General features: G+C 53.2%; 17 protein-coding genes, 1 tRNA gene and 2 pseudogenes. 4 read left to right on the forward strand and 16 right to left on the reverse strand.

The features are described from left to right. Positions 1–4 precede the first annotated feature (4 nt). The 7 genes from HNR64_RS05930 to HNR64_RS05960 form a co-directional block, all read right to left on the reverse strand. Positions 5–1,129 carry an efflux RND transporter periplasmic adaptor subunit gene (locus tag HNR64_RS05930; protein ID WP_239547637.1) on the reverse strand — a complete coding sequence of 375 codons (1,125 nt, stop codon included), beginning with the start codon at positions 1,127–1,129 and terminating at the stop codon, positions 5–7. 353 nt (positions 1,130–1,482) lie between these two features. Beyond that, positions 1,483–1,575: transfer RNA gene (locus HNR64_RS05935), tRNA-Ser, on the reverse strand. 127 nt (positions 1,576–1,702) lie between these two features. After that, positions 1,703–1,885 (reverse strand): carbon storage regulator CsrA, encoded by a 183-nt coding sequence (gene csrA / locus HNR64_RS05940; RefSeq protein ID WP_027872724.1) that lies wholly within the window; start codon positions 1,883–1,885, stop codon positions 1,703–1,705. A 77-nt stretch (positions 1,886–1,962) separates the two neighbouring features. Then, positions 1,963–3,192 (reverse strand): aspartate kinase, encoded by a 1,230-nt coding sequence (locus tag HNR64_RS05945; protein ID WP_204995618.1) that lies wholly within the window; start codon positions 3,190–3,192, stop codon positions 1,963–1,965. Between the two features lie 84 nt (positions 3,193–3,276). Then, complete coding sequence (alaS, locus tag HNR64_RS05950; protein ID WP_204995619.1) at positions 3,277–5,898, reverse strand: alanine--tRNA ligase; 2,622 nt, start codon at positions 5,896–5,898, stop codon at positions 3,277–3,279. 123 nt (positions 5,899–6,021) lie between these two features. Next, positions 6,022–6,207 (reverse strand): Trm112 family protein, encoded by a 186-nt coding sequence (locus HNR64_RS05955; RefSeq protein WP_027872727.1) that lies wholly within the window; start codon positions 6,205–6,207, stop codon positions 6,022–6,024. A gap of 45 nt (positions 6,208–6,252) precedes the next feature. Further along, complete coding sequence (locus HNR64_RS05960) at positions 6,253–7,074, reverse strand: M23 family metallopeptidase (RefSeq protein ID WP_204995620.1); 822 nt, start codon at positions 7,072–7,074, stop codon at positions 6,253–6,255. A gap of 82 nt (positions 7,075–7,156) precedes the next feature. Between HNR64_RS05960 and HNR64_RS05965 the strand changes: the two are divergent. Beyond that, positions 7,157–7,324 (forward strand): annotated as a pseudogene (locus tag HNR64_RS05965) (transcription elongation factor GreB); the annotation flags it as partial. Between the two features lie 94 nt (positions 7,325–7,418). Here the strand turns inward: HNR64_RS05965 and greB are convergent. The 6 genes and pseudogenes from greB to HNR64_RS05995 all read right to left on the reverse strand — a co-directional run bounded on the left by greB (position 7,419) and on the right by HNR64_RS05995 (position 12,681). Further along, positions 7,419–7,889: a transcription elongation factor GreB gene (greB, locus tag HNR64_RS05970; RefSeq protein WP_204995621.1), complete on the reverse strand. Its 471-nt coding sequence runs from the start codon at positions 7,887–7,889 to the stop codon at positions 7,419–7,421. Positions 7,890–7,899: 10 nt separating this feature from the next. Continuing rightward, a complete protein-coding gene (locus tag HNR64_RS05975) occupies positions 7,900–8,721 on the reverse strand; it encodes an SbcC/MukB-like Walker B domain-containing protein (RefSeq protein ID WP_204995622.1) in 822 nt (273 codons plus the stop codon). 238 nt (positions 8,722–8,959) lie between these two features. After that, positions 8,960–11,176 (reverse strand): AAA family ATPase, encoded by a 2,217-nt coding sequence (locus HNR64_RS05980; protein WP_204995623.1) that lies wholly within the window; start codon positions 11,174–11,176, stop codon positions 8,960–8,962. An 11-nt stretch (positions 11,177–11,187) separates the two neighbouring features. Then, entirely contained in the window at positions 11,188–12,207 is a 1,020-nt protein-coding gene (locus HNR64_RS17450; protein ID WP_204995624.1) for an exonuclease SbcCD subunit D C-terminal domain-containing protein, read from the reverse strand. Positions 12,208–12,222: 15 nt separating this feature from the next. Continuing rightward, positions 12,223–12,336: pseudogene (locus HNR64_RS17530) on the reverse strand (hypothetical protein); the annotation flags it as partial. Positions 12,337–12,432: 96 nt separating this feature from the next. Next, positions 12,433–12,681 (reverse strand): hypothetical protein, encoded by a 249-nt coding sequence (locus HNR64_RS05995; protein ID WP_204995625.1) that lies wholly within the window; start codon positions 12,679–12,681, stop codon positions 12,433–12,435. 518 nt (positions 12,682–13,199) lie between these two features. Between HNR64_RS05995 and HNR64_RS06000 the strand changes: the two genes are divergently transcribed. Further along, positions 13,200–13,448 (forward strand): hypothetical protein, encoded by a 249-nt coding sequence (locus HNR64_RS06000; protein ID WP_204995626.1) that lies wholly within the window; start codon positions 13,200–13,202, stop codon positions 13,446–13,448. A 490-nt stretch (positions 13,449–13,938) separates the two neighbouring features. Here HNR64_RS06000 and HNR64_RS06005 read toward each other — a convergent pair whose 3' ends face one another. Then, on the reverse strand, positions 13,939–14,286 hold the full coding sequence (locus HNR64_RS06005; RefSeq protein WP_338061815.1) for a helix-turn-helix domain-containing protein: 348 nt from the start codon (positions 14,284–14,286) through the stop codon (positions 13,939–13,941). On the opposite strand from HNR64_RS06005, the gene HNR64_RS06010 reads away from it, so the two are divergent. Beyond that, a complete protein-coding gene (locus HNR64_RS06010) occupies positions 14,270–14,803 on the forward strand; it encodes a hypothetical protein (protein WP_204995628.1) in 534 nt (177 codons plus the stop codon). The genes HNR64_RS06005 and HNR64_RS06010 overlap by 17 nt on opposite strands. Beyond that, on the forward strand, positions 14,800–16,212 hold the full coding sequence (locus tag HNR64_RS06015) for a DEAD/DEAH box helicase (protein WP_204995629.1): 1,413 nt from the start codon (positions 14,800–14,802) through the stop codon (positions 16,210–16,212). Before HNR64_RS06010 ends, HNR64_RS06015 begins: the two co-directional genes overlap by 4 nt. Before the next feature lie 55 nt (positions 16,213–16,267). On the opposite strand, the gene gmtX is transcribed toward HNR64_RS06015, so the two are convergent. Continuing rightward, positions 16,268–16,558, reverse strand: a complete 291-nt coding sequence (gene gmtX / locus HNR64_RS06020; RefSeq protein ID WP_204995630.1) for a gamma-mobile-trio protein GmtX — start codon at positions 16,556–16,558, stop codon at positions 16,268–16,270. Continuing rightward, positions 16,555–17,732, reverse strand: a protein-coding gene (locus HNR64_RS06025) for an IS3 family transposase (protein WP_204995631.1) whose coding sequence is annotated in 2 segments (ribosomal slippage) — positions 16,555–17,474 and positions 17,474–17,732 — 1,179 coding nt in all. Because the reading frame shifts where the segments join, the coding sequence is not laid out codon by codon here. Before HNR64_RS06025 ends, gmtX begins: the two co-directional genes overlap by 4 nt. Positions 17,733–17,876 lie beyond the last annotated feature (144 nt).

Consider the following 17,876-nt stretch of genomic DNA (forward strand, 5'->3'; position numbering starts at 1 on the left):
CCGATCACCCCTGCGGGGGGGCCGGCGTCAAGCTAGGCTCGGGACGGAGCGTGTTATCGATCGCGACCGGTTGACCACTGCGCAGCTTCAGCAAGCCTGTACTGGCGACTTCGTCGCCTTCTTTAACGCCTGAAATGACTTCAATAAAATCACCGCGAGCCTCTCCCAAGGTAACGAAGCGTTGAATGACATCCAGGGCCTCGGCGTCGCCACCTTCCTGTTGACGAATAACGAAAACGGAATCGCCGTAAGAGCTGTACTGAATAGCTGTTCTTGGCAAAACTAGCACCTGCGTCGGCTCTCCCAGGTCTACCGTAACTTTTGCAAACAAGCCCGGTTTCAGCACTTTCTCAGGATTGGCGAATCGCGCACGCACATCAAAGTTACGCGTTTGTGCATCAATCTTGGGTTCAACGGCGATAATCTCGCCACTGAACTGGCGCCCACCCAGCGCGTCGACAACGATTTCGATCGATCTGCCGGGGTTCACCTTGCCCAGCTGCTTTTCAGGCAGTGAAAAATCCAGCTCGATGGGGTCTAAAGATTGCAGGGTAACGATCTTGTCGCCAGCGCGGAGGTATTGACCCAAGGTAACTCGACGAATCCCCAGCTCACCACCAAAAGGCGCCCGCAAAGTTTTTAAATTCAAACGTCCGCGCTGCGCCTCGACTGCCGCCTTGGCCACGTTCGTTTCTGCCAGCGCGGTATCGTATTCAGACTTAGAAATCGTTCCGCGCTTGTAGAGCTTTTCACGCCGGCGCTGCTCAATCTCGGCGAGCTTCGCCTGCGCTTCCAAGCGAGCGAGCTCACCGCGCTCGGCGACCGACTCCAAACTCAGTAGTTCGGTGCCCGCCTCAACGCTTTGCCCCGATTCAAAACTAATTTTGGTGATCGTACCGTCGACTTCAGCCGTTAGGTCGGCGCCCTTCACCGCCACCAAACTACCCACCGCGTTCAGACGAGCAGCCCACTGCTGCGGGGTAACCGTAGTGCTTGAAATCGTCACCGGCGGAGTCGGCATATTATCGATGAAGTCATTCATCATCTGGTTGCCAAACCACTTCATACCAAACACGCCACCAAAAACAACGCCGCTGATTGCCAGCATTACGACCATACGCTTAGTCATTTGTATTCCTTGTCGACCATCCAGTAGCTGCGAATCGATATAGCAATGTGCCGAACTCGACAAATGTGCCAAGCTCAACAGCTTCCCTATCGCGAGATCACCGCTGTTACCCCTAGAAACAGTAGTACGAATTTTACACAGAGATAGTAACAGGGATGAGAATGAGAATGCATCAACAATTTAACTGTTTACATTGCGTAAACCATTAATTTTAAAGGGGTTATTGGGAATAACTTTGCTCACAAACTAACGCATAAGTAAAGTCTTAGCGCGGCCAACCACTACGGAGTGAGCAAAATCCCAAAATACGAGCATAAAAAAAGCCCCAGTCGTTAGACTGGGGCTTTTATGTATGGCGGAGAAGGAGGGATTCGAACCCTCGATGAAGCTATTAACCCCATACTCCCTTAGCAGGGGAGCGCCTTCAGCCACTCGGCCACCTCTCCGAATTGTTCCAACTTTCTGTTGGAAATTCGTTGCTAAGGCCTTGTTTTCAAAAGCGTGTTAGCAACGAAACGCGCGGCATAATACCATACTGAGCGAAGAATCAAAGGCCTTTAGGCTAATTTCCCGCTATTCTTTATTACCGTCTTTCTCGCCTTGAATGCGGTCATAAATTTCTTCCCGGTGAACGGCGATATGCTTGGGCGCATTCACACCCAGACGCACTTGATTCCCCTTCACTCCCAATACAGTGACAGTCACTTCGTCACCGACCATGAGCGTCTCACCAATACGACGAGTCAGTATTAACATGTTGCTTTCTCCTATCCAGAGCCAGTATCCGTACCCCGTGCGTATCCGTATGCGCGCAGCAGTTCACGTCTCTGTTTCTACGATGTAGGCGCTTTATCTAGATCAAAAGCTGTATGGAGGGCCCTCACCGCCAGCTCTAGATATTTTTCATCAACGACCACCGAAATCTTAATTTCTGAAGTGGTGATCAGCTGAATGTTGATCGACTCTTCCGCCAAAGTTTTAAACATTTTACTTGCGATGCCAGCGTGTGAGCGCATTCCTACACCCACGAGCGACACCTTGGCAATTTTATTGTCGGTTTTCACCTCTCGCGCACCCGTCTCTTCGACCAGCTTGCGAACAATTGCCTCTGTTTTCGCGACGTCATTTCGACCGACAGTAAAGGTCAGGTCAGTCGTATTGTCCTCGGCGACGTTTTGAACAATGACGTCTACCTCAATATTTGCATCGCTAACTGGCCCAAGTATCTGGTAGGCCAAGCCCGGTGTATCGGGTACACCGAGTACCGTAATCTTTGCTTCATCGCGCGTGAACGCGATACCCGAAATCGCCGGGTTTTCCATATCTGATTCTTCCTCAAGACTGATCAACGTACCCGGGCCGTCTTCAAAGGCGTGCAATACGCGCAACGGCACATTGTACTTACCTGCAAACTCAACGGCGCGAATTTGCAACACCTTCGAGCCCAAGCTAGCCATTTCCAGCATCTCTTCGAAGGTGATGCGTTCAAGCCGACGCGCTTGGCTCTCTACCCTCGGGTCCGTGGTATAAACACCATCCACATCGGTATATATCTGGCATTCATCCGCCTTTAGCGCCGCCGCCAAGGCGACACCCGTGGTATCTGAGCCCCCTCTGCCGAGGGTGGTGATATTACCGCTCTCATCCACGCCCTGAAAGCCAGCCACCACAACAACATTGCCACCCGCCAGGTCTTCGCGAATACGGTGATCATCAATTTCCCTGATCCGCGCCTTGGTGTGGGCCTCGTCGGTGAGAATACGCACTTGGCTGCCCGTGTAGGACTTCGCCCCAACACCGAGCTCATGCAGCGCCATACACAACAATGAAATCGTGACTTGCTCGCCGGTTGCGACGAGAACATCCAACTCCCTTGGGGTGGGGTGCTCCTGCATGGCCTTGGCCATTTCAATCAAGCGGTTAGTCTCGCCACTCATGGCCGACACGACTACCACAACATCATCACCGCGACGCCGAAAGCCTGCTACCTTCTCTGCGACCGCCTTTATCCGGTCAACGGTGCCGACCGACGTACCGCCAAATTTTTGAACAATCAGACTCATGTTTTCTATCTGCAAATGAACGCCCTGAGCGGAGGGCGCTCATTAAACACCAACTCAAGATTAAAGGAAACGGCAACTATGTCTCTATACGTGATTCACGTAATCTTTGACCGACTGCAAGGCAGCGGGGATCGCGGCAACATCGCTGCCGCCACCCTGCGCCATGTCTGGACGACCGCCGCCCTTGCCTCCGACTGCCGCCGCAGCTTGCTTCATAATATCGCCCGCTTTGCAGCGACCCGTGAGGTCTTTCGTTACGCCGGCGACCAGCGATACTTTTTCGCCCTCGCCACTGGCCAGCAGCACCACACCTGAGCCCAACTTATTCTTCAGCTGGTCCATGCTATCGCGCAAGGTCTTCGCATCAGCGCCTTCCATATTAACGGCGAGGACGCTAATACCGTTGATCTCTTCCACCTCAGACAATAGATCGCGACTGCCCGCGGTTGCCAGCTTGGCCTTTAGACGCTCAAGTTCCTTTTGCTGTTCCCGGTGGCTACTCAGCAGCTGCGCAAGTTTGGCATCAAAATTTTCAGGCGTACTTTTCAATGCCGCACAAGCAGACTGCAGACGGCTGCGATCGCGCCCCGCTTCATTTAGCGCTTCGGCTCCGGTTACCGCCTCAATTCGGCGCACACCGGCAGCAATGCCAGATTCCGCAACGATACGCATCACGCCAATATCGCCGGTGCGACGAACATGGGTGCCGCCACACAACTCAACAGAGAAGTCGCCGCCCATGCTCAATACGCGCACGGTATCGCCATACTTCTCGCCAAACAACATCACCGCGCCCCGCTCTTTGGCGGAGTCGATATCGGTTTCCACAGTTTCAACCGCGGTATTTCGGCGAATTTCGTCATTCACCATCGCCTCTATTTTCTGCAACTGTTCCGCAGTTACCGCCTCACCGTGGGCAAAGTCAAAACGCAGGCGCTCGGCGGTTACCAGCGAGCCCTTTTGCGCTACGTGCTCACCCAGTACCTTGCGCAATGCGGCGTGAAGCAAATGGGTTGCCGAGTGATTCAGCGCGGTAGATTGGCGAATACTGGCATCTACTTCGGCATCTACAGCTTGGCCGGCAACCACTGCTCCCGTCGCAACCACGCCGATATGTACAAAGTGATCACCAGCCTTCTGGGTATCGCGCACTTCTATGCGTAAGCCTTCCGCGCGAATAACACCGCAGTCCCCTGCCTGGCCACCGGACTCAGCGTAGAAAGGCGTGCGATCCAGCACCACCAGAACATCATCACCCTCTTCCGCGCGTTCAGAGGGCTGACCATCACGCAGCAGTGCAATAATCTTGGCGTTGTCGCTCAGCGACTGATAGCCAGTGAAGGTGGTGGCGCCGTCCACGTCTAAACGCAGGTCGGCATCCATTTTGAAATTCGATGCTGAGCGAGCACGCTGGCGCTGCGCCTCCATGGCCGCCTCAAACCCGTCCATATCCAACGTCAGGTCTTTCTCACGGGCGATATCGGCGGTAAGGTCCACGGGGAAACCATAGGTATCGTATAAACGGAACACCGTTTCACCCGGGATTTGCTGCCCTTTAAGCTCACTCAGGTCTGCCTCGAGAATCTTCATCCCCTGGTTCAGTGTCTTCGCGAACTGCTCTTCTTCCTGGAGCAATGCTTTTTCAATCGCCCCCTGCAATTCACGTAGCTCGGGGTAGGCACTGCCCATTTCAACAGCCAGGGCATCAACCAGTTTGTAAAAGAAGGGCTCGGTCGCCCCAAGCTTGTTGCCATGGCGCACTGCACGGCGAATTATCCGGCGCAACACATAGCCGCGCCCTTCGTTGGATGGCAGTACACCATCGGCAATCAAAAACGCGCAGGAGCGGATATGGTCAGCAATAACACGCAACGACGTGTGTTGACGGTCATCAACACCCAGCACCCTGGCCGTCGCGGCAATGAGGTTGTCGAACAGGTCTATCTCGTAATTGCTGTGAACACCCTGCATCACCGCCGATATGCGTTCCAGCCCCATACCGGTGTCTACCGATGGCGCAGGCAGCTCAGTCATGGTGCCATCGGCATCGCGATTGAACTGCATGAATACGTTGTTCCAAATTTCGATGTAGCGGTCGCCGTCCTCATCCGGGCTCCCCGGAGGACCACCAGCTACATCTTCACCGTGGTCATAAAAAATTTCTGTACAGGGTCCACAAGGACCTGTGTCACCCATCGACCAGAAGTTATCCGAGGCGTATTTGGCGCCCTTGTTGTCGCCGATACGCACCATGCGCTCAGCCGGAACACCAACTTCTTCATTCCATATTTTGTAGGCTTCATCATCGTCGGCATAAACCGTTACCCACAGGCGTGAGCTATCGATATTCAACCACTCTTTCGACGTTAAGAATTCCCACGCAAAGAGAATGGCATCGCGCTTGAAATAGTCGCCAAAGCTAAAATTCCCCAGCATTTCGAAGAAGGTATGGTGGCGAGCGGTGTAGCCAACATTCTCCAAATCATTGTGCTTTCCCCCGGCGCGAACACAGCGCTGACTGCTGACCGCACGACTGTAATTGCGTTTATCGCGACCGAGGAACACGTCTTTAAATTGCACCATCCCCGCATTCGTAAAAAGCAACGTAGGGTCATTACCAGGTACCAGCGAACTACTGGCCACCGGGGTGTGTCCCTTGCTTTCAAAGTAGCGAATAAAGGCATCGCGGATAGCAGCGCTTTTCATGAACACGGTCTCACTCTGGGGTCTATATAACGACAAACGCCGGAAGACAGCTTCCGGCGGAAAGGAAAAGTATAGCGAAATCAGCAGGCGATGTATGCGCCAACGCCCGCGACAACGGGTGAATTAGCCAAGTTTTTCATCAGCAGTCAGTGGTCGCGCCTCTGACTCCAGCATTACCGGAATACCGTCGCGCACCGGGTACGCCAAACCGCTGGCGCGGCACACCAGCTCATTGCGCTCAGCGTCGAACTCGACTGGCGCTTTACTCACCGGGCAAACCAAGATTTCCAACAACTTTTTATCAATCATTCTCAACACTCTAAATCAAAACAACAACGCAGCCCCGGGGTGCGCTCATTCACTGACGGGCGCCAGCTCACTGGGCATCGGCCCTACCAATAGCGCTGGATCTAAACGCTGACCATGCCAGTTCATGCGCCAGTCAAGATGCGGCCCTGTCGCCCGCCCCGTTGCACCTACTTCGGCGATGGGCTGCCCAGTCTGCACCTCTTGACCAGGCGCAACCAAAATTTTACTCAGATGGATGAACGTGGAAGAGATGCCCTGGCCGTGGTCGATGATCAGGGTTCCCCCCGAGTAAAACATATCGTTGTGAACCAGCGTCACCACGCCGCTGTTGGGCGCGACAACCGTTGCCCCCACGGGCCTCGCCACGTCCACACCATAGTGTGGTCGACCGGGGGTGCCATTATAGACACGCTGACTCCCGAAAACACCAGTGATGGGGCCAATTAGCGGCCATTGATAGGTATTTAAAAAATCCTGCCGGTCTTCACTGCGCCGGCGCGCCTTACCCACCATGGCGGATTCCTGACGAATACGCGCCAGCACCTCTGCCGGCGGTGTAACGGTTTTCTGAGGGACCCCATTTACCCGCTGCACGGCGTATTCGCGCTGCGCTATCGCAAGTTCCTGGCTGGCACAGTCGCCGTCGTGGCACACGCGCAACGTCATTGCTGCGGGCGCATCGCGATCAAAACCGGCAACAAATACGCCATTTTCCGCCACTTTCACCGAGTGCTCTCCGAGCTCCACTCGGCTGCCAGGTGCCACTTTGCCGTGGATAAGCCCGCCCTGTATCAACTGCCCCTGCAGCTCAACAGCCCCGGCCTGCACCGACAATAGCGCGCCTATGAAGAGTATTAACGTGCGCATATTCCCTCCTAACAATTCCTGCCTCACACCATATCGCGATATTATGAGCGATTCAGCACCTCGCTTAAGGTTTTGACAACAAATGAGTCGCTATCGTCCGCCCCGTCAACGAGGCTCTCGGTACATCACGCCCGAGGGCGAGCGCGCCCTTCGTGAAGAGCTGCGTCAACTGTGGAAAGTGGAACGCCCACAAGTCACCCAAACCGTGCACGAGGCGGCAAAGAATGGCGATCGATCGGAAAACGGCGACGCCGGCCAATAACCCCATATAGGCATACTATTTAATTTATAAAATTGATTATTAAGCATTTATTTAATAGTACACATACTCAATAAATATACTATTAGGCGTATTCGATGTCCGTGATACGCCATCGGACAGGTTCAGAATCAATTTGTATCTCTGCCCAATCACCAACCTCCTTCTTCAACAAGGCTCTCGCCATCGGAGAATCTATAGAGATATAGTCAGGGTGCTTAAAAATTTCATCGTAACCCGCTATTCGAAATCGCAACTTTTCGCCCCGGTCGTTTTCCACACCGACCCAAGCACCGAAGAAAACCTTTCCGGCCTGCTCAGCCCTGTGCTCTACAACTTTGAGGTTCTCAAGTCTATGTTTAAGGTAGCGAATCCGCCGGTCGATCTCCCTGAGCCTCTTTTTATTGTATTGGTAGTCCGCGTTTTCACTACGATCACCTTGGCCGGCAGCCCATGAAACCTTCTGGGTGACTTCGCGCCGTTCGACACGCCAAAGCTCATCAAGCTCACTTTTGAGCTCTTCGTATCCTTGTTTGGTGATAAGGGGGGTGTTCAAAAATAAAACCTCATAAAATATACGGAGTTAAGATCCTACCCCCCTCCAGCATCTGACATCCAGGCCCTAATATGCTACTTCTTCCACCGGTTTGGGGGGACACCTGGATCTGCGTGCTGATCCGCTCCTTCAAGGCGGGCACGTGCGAAATGACGCCGATCAGCTTGCCGTCCTGCTGCAGGCCCGCGAGGGTTTCCAAGGCGGTATCGAGGGCTTCCTCGTCTAGGGTGCCGAAGCCTTCATCCAGGAAGAGCGAATCCACCCGGACGTTCTTGCTCGCCATATGGGACAAGCCCAGAGCCAAGGACAGGCTGACGATAAAGCTCTCGCCGCCGGAAAGGTTCTTCGTGGAGCGAATCTCCCCCGCCTGATAGTTGTCGACCACGTTGAGCTCCAGAGGCTGAGCGTCGTCACGGATCAGCAAGTAGCGGTCTGTCATTTTCTGCAGTTGCCCGTTGGCATGACCAATCATCATCTCGAAGGTCAGCCCCTGGGCAAAATTACGGTATTTCTTACCGTCGGCGGAGCCGATCAATTCGTGCAGGTTTTCCCACCTGCGACACTCTTTTTTCTGAGCCTCGATAGCTGCCTGCTTTTCCTTTATCCGCTCTTTTGCAGCTGTGTTTTCACTTAGCTTGTGCTTGAGTGCGGCAATGATCTCCCGCTGCTCTTTCAAAGCCTCCAATTGCTCCCTAAATTGGGGCTCGAGCTCTTCCAACGACTTTTCAGTGATCTTGCTGGCCATTTCCGTAGCTAGGCGTTTTTCCCGATCCTTCTGTCTGATTTTCAGATCGGCTTGACGCTCGTCCAGATCCTTGGCCGCGGCCGTCAACTCAGCCCGACCTTCAGAAGGCAAGATCGCCGTAAGGAAGTGTTCTTCATTTGAAAAGCCTATGGGCGCGAGTGCTGCGGCAAATTCATTTTCCAGCCTTGTCAGCTCTGGTTCTCGTAGGTCGATGCGTTTCTTCAGAGATTGGACGTGGGCCTGCGCGGTATTCCATTTTTGTTGGAGTTCATTATGCCGTTCTCTGGCCTATTTTTCGCAACTTCGGCGTCAGAAATCGCCTTGTTTAAACGACGCTCCTCATTGTCGGGATTCTTGTCGCCGTACAGTGCAGCACGCTCTTCACTTCCGGTGGCTTGTTCCTTTTCAAGGTCGCCAGGCGTTCCAGCTTTCCGGTCAGGGCGGTGCTTTGAGTTTCGATAACCGCATCCAGCCGCTTCACCTCGCTGTCGATGTCGGCAATCTGTTTCTCAATGGCCACGTTTTTCTTTACCTGGGCCTGCCATACTTTCTGCCGCGCTCTGAGGGATTCGATCAGTGATGAAATGTCCGCTTCAGGGATGTCCGCAATACCAAGCGGCTGGAGTTTCGTAATAACGACCTGCCTGCGTTCGGCAAAATCGACACGCAGTTTCACCAGGCCATCCTTCACGTCGGCCAGAGCTTTCTCGGCAGCCTTCTTGTCATTAGCTGCCGCTGACTCCAGCTTTTCAGCCTCTGTCAGGTTTTTACGGGCCAGGATCTCAGCTCCTTCGAGTTTCTTGATGACAGCTTCCTGATCCTCGGCTTTGCCAATCAGCCTAGTCAGGGCGTCGATCTTCTGTTCGGTTTCATCGGGGGTGGGTACATTCCCTTCCGCGAAGGGGTGTGCGGTTGCGCCGCAAAGAGGACAAGGCTTGCCGTCTTCCAGTTTTACCCAGTGATCTTCAAGCTCCGTAATTTTGGCTAGGAAGGCCATTTCACGAAGCAGAGTTTCCTTTTCGGTGCGATATTCCCGCAACAAGCGGTCTCCCAACAACTGACTCAAAGCATCCTTGCCCTGCTGAAGCTGTTTTGAGGCGTCCTCCAGCTCCTGCGTCCAAGTGCCGGATTGCTTCTGACAGTCGTCGAGTGACTTTGCCGCCAGTCCCAGAGCCGTCGTGGCCGTTTCTTGAGCGGCTTGCTTTTGAAGGATATCATTTTGTTTGGAGAGCAGGCCGCTCAACTGTTCCTCAACACCAGCCAAGCCGCCGATCAGCCATTCGTCCTGCGCATGCCCTTTGAGGTAGCCATACACAAGATCCAATATATCATGAGCCTTGGATCGCTTATCCTGTTCTTCAAGTCGGGCTTTTTTGTCAGCGTTAATCCTGACCGCATCCTTCCTACAACCCTCATCTCCTTCCGAAACAGCTTTTTTCTGGTCAGCAAGTTTCTGATCCAGGGAGCGAACCTTCTGCAATGTAGGCGTAGCCGCTTTCAGCGCTTCTTTTGCCCGAGCGGTTTGTTGCTCAGCCGATTTCAGTACTTCGGCCTGTTCCTTGGCGGACGATTCCAGTCCAGGAAGAGCCTCTTCCTCAGCTTTCAAGCCCGCTCTGTCATCCGCCTGTTGTTTGCGGGTGGCGGTGAGCGTTGCGTATGCGCCGTCCAGTGAGGCGGCACTCAAAGCCCGGCCCAACTTTTCACGATCCGGTTTGGACGCCTCGATATCGCCCTGCAGCTTGCTCGCTTCATCGCCCAGGCTGATAATTTCCTTGTTCAGTCCGTCGATGGTGGTGAGCCAAGCAATGGCCTTCCCTGTTTCAGCGGATTTGGCGGCAAGGTCTGTCTCTTCCTTCTGCTTTGTCTCGAGCACCCGTCCAATCTCTTGCTCCTGCTCCGGGTCAAGAATCACAATGCCTACTGTTTCAGCCAAGAGCAGGTTCAGCTTGTCCCGGTGCTCGCGCTGTCGTTCATGGACACGGATGGATATCTGGCTGTATATCTCTGTTCCCGTGATCTGCTCCAGAATTGGAGCCCGATCATCCGGTGCCGCCTGAAGGAACACTGCGAAGCGCCCCTGGGCCAACAACATGGAGCGGGTGAAACGATCAAAGTCCATACCGGTAGCCGACTCGATCTGGTCGGCAACTCCTCTGAGTTTAGATTCGAAAATCTCGCCGGATTCGGCATTGGCGATTTCGTGCTTCGGAGCCTGGAGTTCGCCATCCGGCTTCCTGCGTGCCCGGTGTTGGCTCCAGTGACAACGGTAACGACCAGACTGGGTTTCGAAAGTCACCTCGGCAAAGCATTCGCCGGTCTGGCGGGATATGATTTCGTTTCCGCTCTTGGTGACCTTATTCAGGCGAGGCGTCCGCCCGTAAAGAGCAAGACAAATAGCGTCGAGAATCGTGGTCGTCCCCGCTCCGGTGGGACCGGTGATGGCAAAGATGCCATCAGATGCGAAGGCCGGGTGCTCCAGGTCGATTTTCCATTCGCCGACCAGCGAGTTCAGATTCTTGAAACGTACCTGCAGTATTCTCATCGACAGCCTTTCTATTCCGCCTGTAAGTCGTCTTCATAGAGAGACGAAACCGTTTCCTGGTAGGCTCGAATCAACTCCGGGCGCTGATCTTCAGGCACGTCATGAACGGCGAGGCATCGTTCGAATACGTCGTTCACGTTTAGATCGTCGAGTGTTTCCTCTTCGTGAATTTTCCCCAGAACACGGTCGATAATGCGATTGTTCTTGATTCTGAGAATTTCTATTTGGGTGCCGAACATCGCTGCCTCCAGGCGTTCACACAGGTCGCCAATAACCTCAGTGCCGTCGTAAATGACTTCGAGCCAGACTTGGGAGTCCGTTGCCGACAATTCGAGGATGCGGTTTGAGATGCCGTCCCAGTCTCCTTTGACGCGCTCGAGCTTTTGAAACACCGGTACGTCGATCAGCTGTACAGATGCAGCCGTGCTGTGGAACTCAACCTCGCAAACGCTCTTCTGCTGTTTTGCCTCTCCGGACCCCATGGGCAGAGGAGAGCCGCTGTACCGAATGGTTTCGGAGCCGTTCACCTTTTGCGGGACGTGGAGGTGACCAAGCGCTAGATAGTTGAAGCAGGCTGGAAAAATCCCGGCCGTCACGTGAGCCAAGGAACCGACATAGAGTTCGCGCACGCCATCACCATCGACGGTTTGTCCGCCAGCGGTGAACAGATGCCCCGTGCCAACGATGGGAATATCGGCCCCGAGTTCCTCTCGCTTCTGCTCCGCCAAGGCGGCGACGGCGGCGTAATGAGTGCGGATGCCGTCAATCAGCTTTCGTTCCTCCTCAACACTCTCACCAACCTCCGCCACGCGGATATCCCTGTCGCGGAGGTAGGGTACGGCGCAAACAATGAGTTCCGGACCGTCCTGCTCATTACGGAGCACCAGCACTTCGTCTTCCCGGGATGCAGTGCTACTCCCGACCACGTGGACATCAAGGGCCTTGAGCAGCTCCTTGGGAGCATTGAGAAAGGACGGAGAATCGTGGTTGCCCGCTACAACGACAATATGCCGACAAGATGAGGCGGCCACCCGGCATAGGAAACGCTAATAGAGCTCCTGGGCGCGATTGCTCGGAGCACTGGTGTCAAAGACATCACCCGCCACCAGCAAGGCATCAATTTCATTCTGCTGAATCGTCTCAGCCAGCCAGGTTAGAAAAGCCTCGAACTCCTCTTAGCGCTTTCTGCCGTACAAAGTTCGACCGATGTGCCAGTCCGATGTATGGAGAATTTTCACTCAATCTCCTTGAAGGTATCAAACGTGTTCTTCATGAGGCTCTTCGTTCACCCCAACACTTTTGAGCAAAGCCGTATACTGCTCATTATCTTCTTTGAGTCTTTGTATTATTTGACGTGCCGCCGCCTGCATCTCTGGCACTTCAACAGGTGCCGAGCCACGTTCAAACAAACCGCACAAATGCGAATATTCATTATTGATTCTATCCGTCAATACAGCAGGAATTCTTTCCTCACCAAAGAAAATACGTAAAGTTTCGTCAGTCATACCCTGGTCTGGATATCGCTTCAATGCAACGATTGATACGCTAAAACTGTTAAATTACTTTAGGAAGGGTGTTGGTGTCTCGTCAAAATTTTTCGACCCTACATACGACGTGATTCCAGCTGGAAAATGGTCGTGGAGTTATATCGAACAGTGGCGAAAATCACTTGGTGTTGACGAGGAAGTAAAAGTCAAATCTTGATATGCAGAAGTCCAAACCTGATCTGACACATCCTTTTTAAAAGGAGAAAGTTACCCTTTTTGATAAAGGTGTCAAATCTTATATCAAAACAAAAGGTAACTCTCACGATCCATGCTGACCTTAATCGACTATGGCAACAAATCCCCCTAAAGGTGACGGACGCCGGAATGGAGGAGTTCGTGGACGAACCCAAACGAAGACTCCATCCGGCAACTATGTCAAGCGAGACACAACGACTGGTCGATTTATGGATGCAAAAACCTCCAATAAAAGCCCCTTCAAGGGCGTACGGAAAGAAAAGTGACTGAGGAGACGACTAGTGATTGATATTTCGTTTGAAATAAACGGCAGAAAGGTATCGCCTCGAAATATTGGAAGCGCGCTGGAATCAGCTCTTTTAGAGTCAGTACAGCAGTCCATTACCAAGGCGGTAGGTTCAGCCCGATGCCCTGAACATGACCAGAAGCCAAAGATTAAGGTCAAGGGCCGCAACCTCGACTCCCTGAATTTTGAGGTTTCGGGATGCTGCGAGCAACTGATTGAAAATGTGAAGAAGAAACTCAAATAATTAGGTGGAGTTATGAACGGACCTACGCACCAATTTGCTGGCGCGGTTGCAGCTTTCGCGATCGCGCAGCATGACTCAAAAAAACAAGACAACACCTTTGCATCATCCGACCGTTGCAATACCCATTGGCACATACCTGGGCAAGCTACCCGACATGATCGAGCCCTCTCTGGGCAACCCTCACCATCGGCAGTTTTTCCACAGTTTAACAGTGCTGGGGTTATTGGGAGTAGGCATGCACAAAGTTTATCGCTGGGATCCGCAGGATAACGTTAAACAGCTTTTGCGGGGCCTGCTTTTGCTAGGGCGCAGCTTATCTCAGCCATTTAGCCCTTGATGCATTGACGAGTCGATCGCTTCCCATCCTGGGAAAGATTCGCTGACAAGCCGATACTCTCAGCGACTCAGGAACATATGATTACCGGGCGCACACCGCCCCCTTCCCGATGGCTTACCGCCATCCAACAAGAAAGTAGCATTTTAATATTCTCTAGCCGCGATGTTTGGTGGAAAGCGCCATTGAAGTCAGGACAAGTTCGAGCCCTTCATGCGGATCGACTCCTAAGGCCCGACAGTATTCCACATACTCAATGATGTCGATGCGGCGTCGATCCTGCTCCATTTTGCCTAGCACAGAATGGTGCCGGCCTACCAACGTAGAAACAGCACGTAGCGACAAGCCTTGTTCTTCACGCTTGGCCCTGAGCCAAGTGCGAAGCTTGTCATAATGTTGTGAATAGGCAGATGGCTTCATTGTCTCGATAGTAGAGACAATGAAGAATGTCGCGAAATTCGAGACATTCAGCCTTCTACACGTGCCTATGAAACCACTCCGCATCCACCCGGAGCTGCCCACCCTTTTGCAATCAGATCAGCTCGACACCTTTACAGTGCCGGAGTTGACAGCTGCCTATATGGCCTTACCCGCGCGGTCCCAGAAAACGGCGAAAGCCTGCCGTCAATTCGTGTACCGCAATGTATTGCGCCTTACAGAGATAGCGGTATTACAACGTGTTGAACGCAGCGACGGCAGGCCTCGTTATCGGTACGTTGGGGCTGAACAAGAAGGGCACCTGAAATTCGAGCACAATCAGCCACCCTCGGGTCATCACAATGCCAGGAACGAGACCGAGCTGCGTAGCCTCCACGACAAACTACACCGCTATAACCGGGAAATCCTGGCGGTCATCGGTGAAACCGAGGAATACGATGCCCTATGCAGCGAATTCCCGGAGCTACGCAGTTCCGTTCAACAACGTTACAACGACGCGCGAGACCACTGCACCAAAATGCTCGGCAGGGTACGAGCACTGGAATTCGTGATCGCCGATCATCTTCCGGCCACCCAATCATGACTCTTCGACAGTGGCAGGCTGAGTGTATCACTCGGGCGTACCAAGCCTATTGTGGTGGCCAGCCGCACTTCCTGTGTCTAGCAACGCCAGGGGCCGGTAAGACGTGGATGGCCTCCGCTTTGGCCAAGCGTTTGTTGGACGCAGGCTTGGTTGACCTGGTGGTTTGTTTCGCCCCCTCGGTCATCGTGGCAGACGATTTTCGGACTGAGCTAGAAACCCAGTTTGAGGAATCCTTTGACAGCCTGCTGGGCTCACGCGGACGCACCCTGACGTACCAGGCGATGCTGAGTATCAACGACAGCTTCTGGGACCTGTTCCGACGCCAGCGGGTATTCGCGATATTTGACGAAATACACCACTGCGCCGGGCAAACGCCGGAGACAGCAAACGCCTGGGGCGAACGGGTCATTTCGCGAGTTCAGGGGCAGGCCGCCTATACGCTGGCGCTCACCGGAACACCCTGGCGTTCCGACGCCATCCCTATCGCGCTGTCAAACTACTGCCGGGATAATGGCCAGATCCACTGCGACTACAAGTACGGATTGGCGCGAGCGATCGCCGATGGGGTCTGCCGGTCGCCACAGCTGACCATCGTCGACAACGACCGAATAACGATCCAGCGCGGTAATGCCCTCGACCGGTACACAAATTTTCGCGAACTGCTTGCAGAAAGCGAGTGCACCTACCAGCAACTGTTGGAGACTGAAGCCCTCATCACATACATCCTTCAGCAGGCTAATCATACTCTGACACGAATACGCGCGACCTCGCCAAATGCCGGCGGACTGATCGTCGCGGCCTCAGTGTCTCACGCACACTTTATCGCCGATCTTTTGGTGCGCACATGCGGTGAGAACGCAGCCATTGCCACCTATCGTGAAGATGATCCGCTAGCGACGATCCGAAGGTACAAGCGCAACCGTGATAAGTGGATTATATCTGTGGGCATGATCAGCGAAGGCACTAATGTTCCCCGTCTGCGCGTCTGCTGTCACCTCACGCGCGTAAAAACGGAATTATATTTTCGACAGATTCTAGGGCGGATCTTGCGCGCCAACGGGCTCAGCGGTGAAAAAGGTTACCTCAACATGCCTGCAGAACCGACGCTAATTGAATATGCCGAGCGCTTAGCCGAGGATATTCCGACCGTCCAGCCGGTGAAATTTGATGTCATGCGCCCCACGCGCGGCGGCGACCTGCCTTCATCCTCACGACAAAAGAACCCTCCGGCACCAACTGATATGCGAATAATTCTTGGAACAAAGTTTACCACTCCTGTACAACCCACTGTAGACCAATCCCAATCCATAGCGCCTTCAACGTTGCGGGAATCCTACGAATTGACTTTAAATATGCTCGGCCGCTTTCATCGGGAACTATTGACCATCAATGGCCTAGACTCCGAATAACACCATTCCGATTAAGCAATCGTCGATCGTACACACCCAATCAATAAGCTCGACACTATAAGCTATCAAGAGCCTTTCGAAGTGCGTCTATAGTGCCCACAGGAAAAACTGTTTTACCTGCCTCGTCTAAGACATCACCGCGAGATCCAAGTATTAATCCGGCATCTTCCAAAAAACTGGAAGACACCAGGTATTCCAGTGCTCTTCGCTCAATTAAATTGAGCTCAGCTTTTATAATATTATCTGTGACTTTTATTTCTAAGCCTGGCGGCAGAAATTCTGAAATCAGACGATTAGCCTCTGCTAACTCTGCGGCCTGAACTTGCACCAGAAGTGTAGTGGTCAAGTAAAACTGGCCACGGGTTTATAAGTTTTCCAGTACATACTTTCTGCCACATTTGGCGGCAGGTCATCGTTGTGTCGATGCGGCCTGATTCCGCTGTAGTAGCCAATCACATAATCCGTGATCGACTGCTTAGCTTCAGCAAAAGAGCGGTATCCCGTTTCCGGTACCCACTCGGTTTTCAGGCTGCGGAAGAACCGTTCCATTGGTGCATTATCCCAGCAGTTACCCCGTCGACTCATGCTCTGCTTTATCTGGTAGCGCCACAAGTGTTGCCGGAAGCGCAGGCTGGTGTATTGAACGCCTTGATCTGAATGGAACAACAAGCCATTAGGCCTTCCTCTCGATTCGTAAGCCATCAGTAACGCCTTACTGGTTAGCTCGCTGTCAGCCTTTAGCGACAACGCCCAGCCAACCGGTTTCCGAGCGTATAGATCCAGCACTACCGCCAGATAAGCCCATCGTTGGCCTGTCCAGATGTAGGTAATATCACCACACCAAACCTGGTTGGGTTTACCCACAGCGAACTGCCGATCCAGTGTGTTGGGAATGGCCACATGCAGCTTCTCAGCCCGTTTATAAGCGTGTTTGGGCAGCTGATTACTCACCAGCCCCAACTCTTTCATCAAACCACCCGCCACATATCGCGTTAGCTTTTCGCCTCGCTGGTTGACGATAGAGGCAACCGTTCTGGCACCTGCGGAGCCACCACTCAACTGGTGTGCGGCACGTACCATCAACTTCAGCTTGCGACGGTAGGGGCTATCGCCTTCTGGGCGACTACGCCAGTACTTGTAACTGCTACGCTGACTATCGAATGTCTGGCACAGCAGCTTTACGGGATAGCTCTCTTGAAGCCGCTGAATTATCGAATATTTTTCAGCTCGTCTGACATCAAGAGAGCCATACCCTTTTTTAAAATGTCTTTCTCTGTTTCAAGGCGCTTAACTTGCCGCTCGAGCTCCCGAATACGACGCTGTTCTGAGGTCATAGGAGAGGCATCGTAGCTGCCACCAGAACGTTCTTGCTTGAGCTGGCGAACCCATTTGTCCATCGTGGACTTGCCCACGTTCATGGCTTCGGCGGCGTCTTTCACTGAATAGCCCTGGTCAACGACGAGCTGTGCGGATTCGAGCCGAAACTCGGGGCTGAAGGTCGGGCGTGATGGTCTGGTCATTGGGTCACCTGTAATCGAATGAGGTGATGCTATCACCTCTAATTAGGTGGCCAAATTCACTATGCCACTACACATATGACATGGATCGCCGCCAAAGTATTTATTATATAGTATAGGGTTATTTCATCGGAGTAGGTAAGCTTA

The sequence above is a fragment of the Spongiibacter marinus genome (genome assembly GCF_016906995.1).
Classification (GTDB): Bacteria; Pseudomonadota; Gammaproteobacteria; order Pseudomonadales; family Spongiibacteraceae; genus Spongiibacter; species Spongiibacter marinus.

Coding starts and splice junctions, on each gene's coding strand:
- HNR64_RS05930 (WP_239547637.1), bottom strand. CDS start 1,129: ATGACTAAGCGTATGGTCGTAATGCTGGCAATCAGCGGCGTTGTTTTT.
- csrA (WP_027872724.1), bottom strand. CDS start 1,885: ATGTTAATACTGACTCGTCGTATTGGTGAGACGCTCATGGTCGGTGAC.
- HNR64_RS05945 (WP_204995618.1), bottom strand. CDS start 3,192: ATGAGTCTGATTGTTCAAAAATTTGGCGGTACGTCGGTCGGCACCGTT.
- alaS (WP_204995619.1), bottom strand. CDS start 5,898: ATGAAAAGCGCTGCTATCCGCGATGCCTTTATTCGCTACTTTGAAAGC.
- HNR64_RS05955 (WP_027872727.1), bottom strand. CDS start 6,207: ATGATTGATAAAAAGTTGTTGGAAATCTTGGTTTGCCCGGTGAGTAAA.
- HNR64_RS05960 (WP_204995620.1), bottom strand. CDS start 7,074: ATGCGCACGTTAATACTCTTCATAGGCGCGCTATTGTCGGTGCAGGCC.
- HNR64_RS05980 (WP_204995623.1), bottom strand. CDS start 11,176: ATGAGAATACTGCAGGTACGTTTCAAGAATCTGAACTCGCTGGTCGGC.
- HNR64_RS05995 (WP_204995625.1), bottom strand. CDS start 12,681: ATGACTGACGAAACTTTACGTATTTTCTTTGGTGAGGAAAGAATTCCT.
- HNR64_RS06010 (WP_204995628.1), top strand. CDS start 14,270: ATGAAACCACTCCGCATCCACCCGGAGCTGCCCACCCTTTTGCAATCA.
- HNR64_RS06005 (WP_338061815.1), bottom strand. CDS start 14,286: ATGCGGAGTGGTTTCATAGGCACGTGTAGAAGGCTGAATGTCTCGAAT.
- HNR64_RS06015 (WP_204995629.1), top strand. CDS start 14,800: ATGACTCTTCGACAGTGGCAGGCTGAGTGTATCACTCGGGCGTACCAA.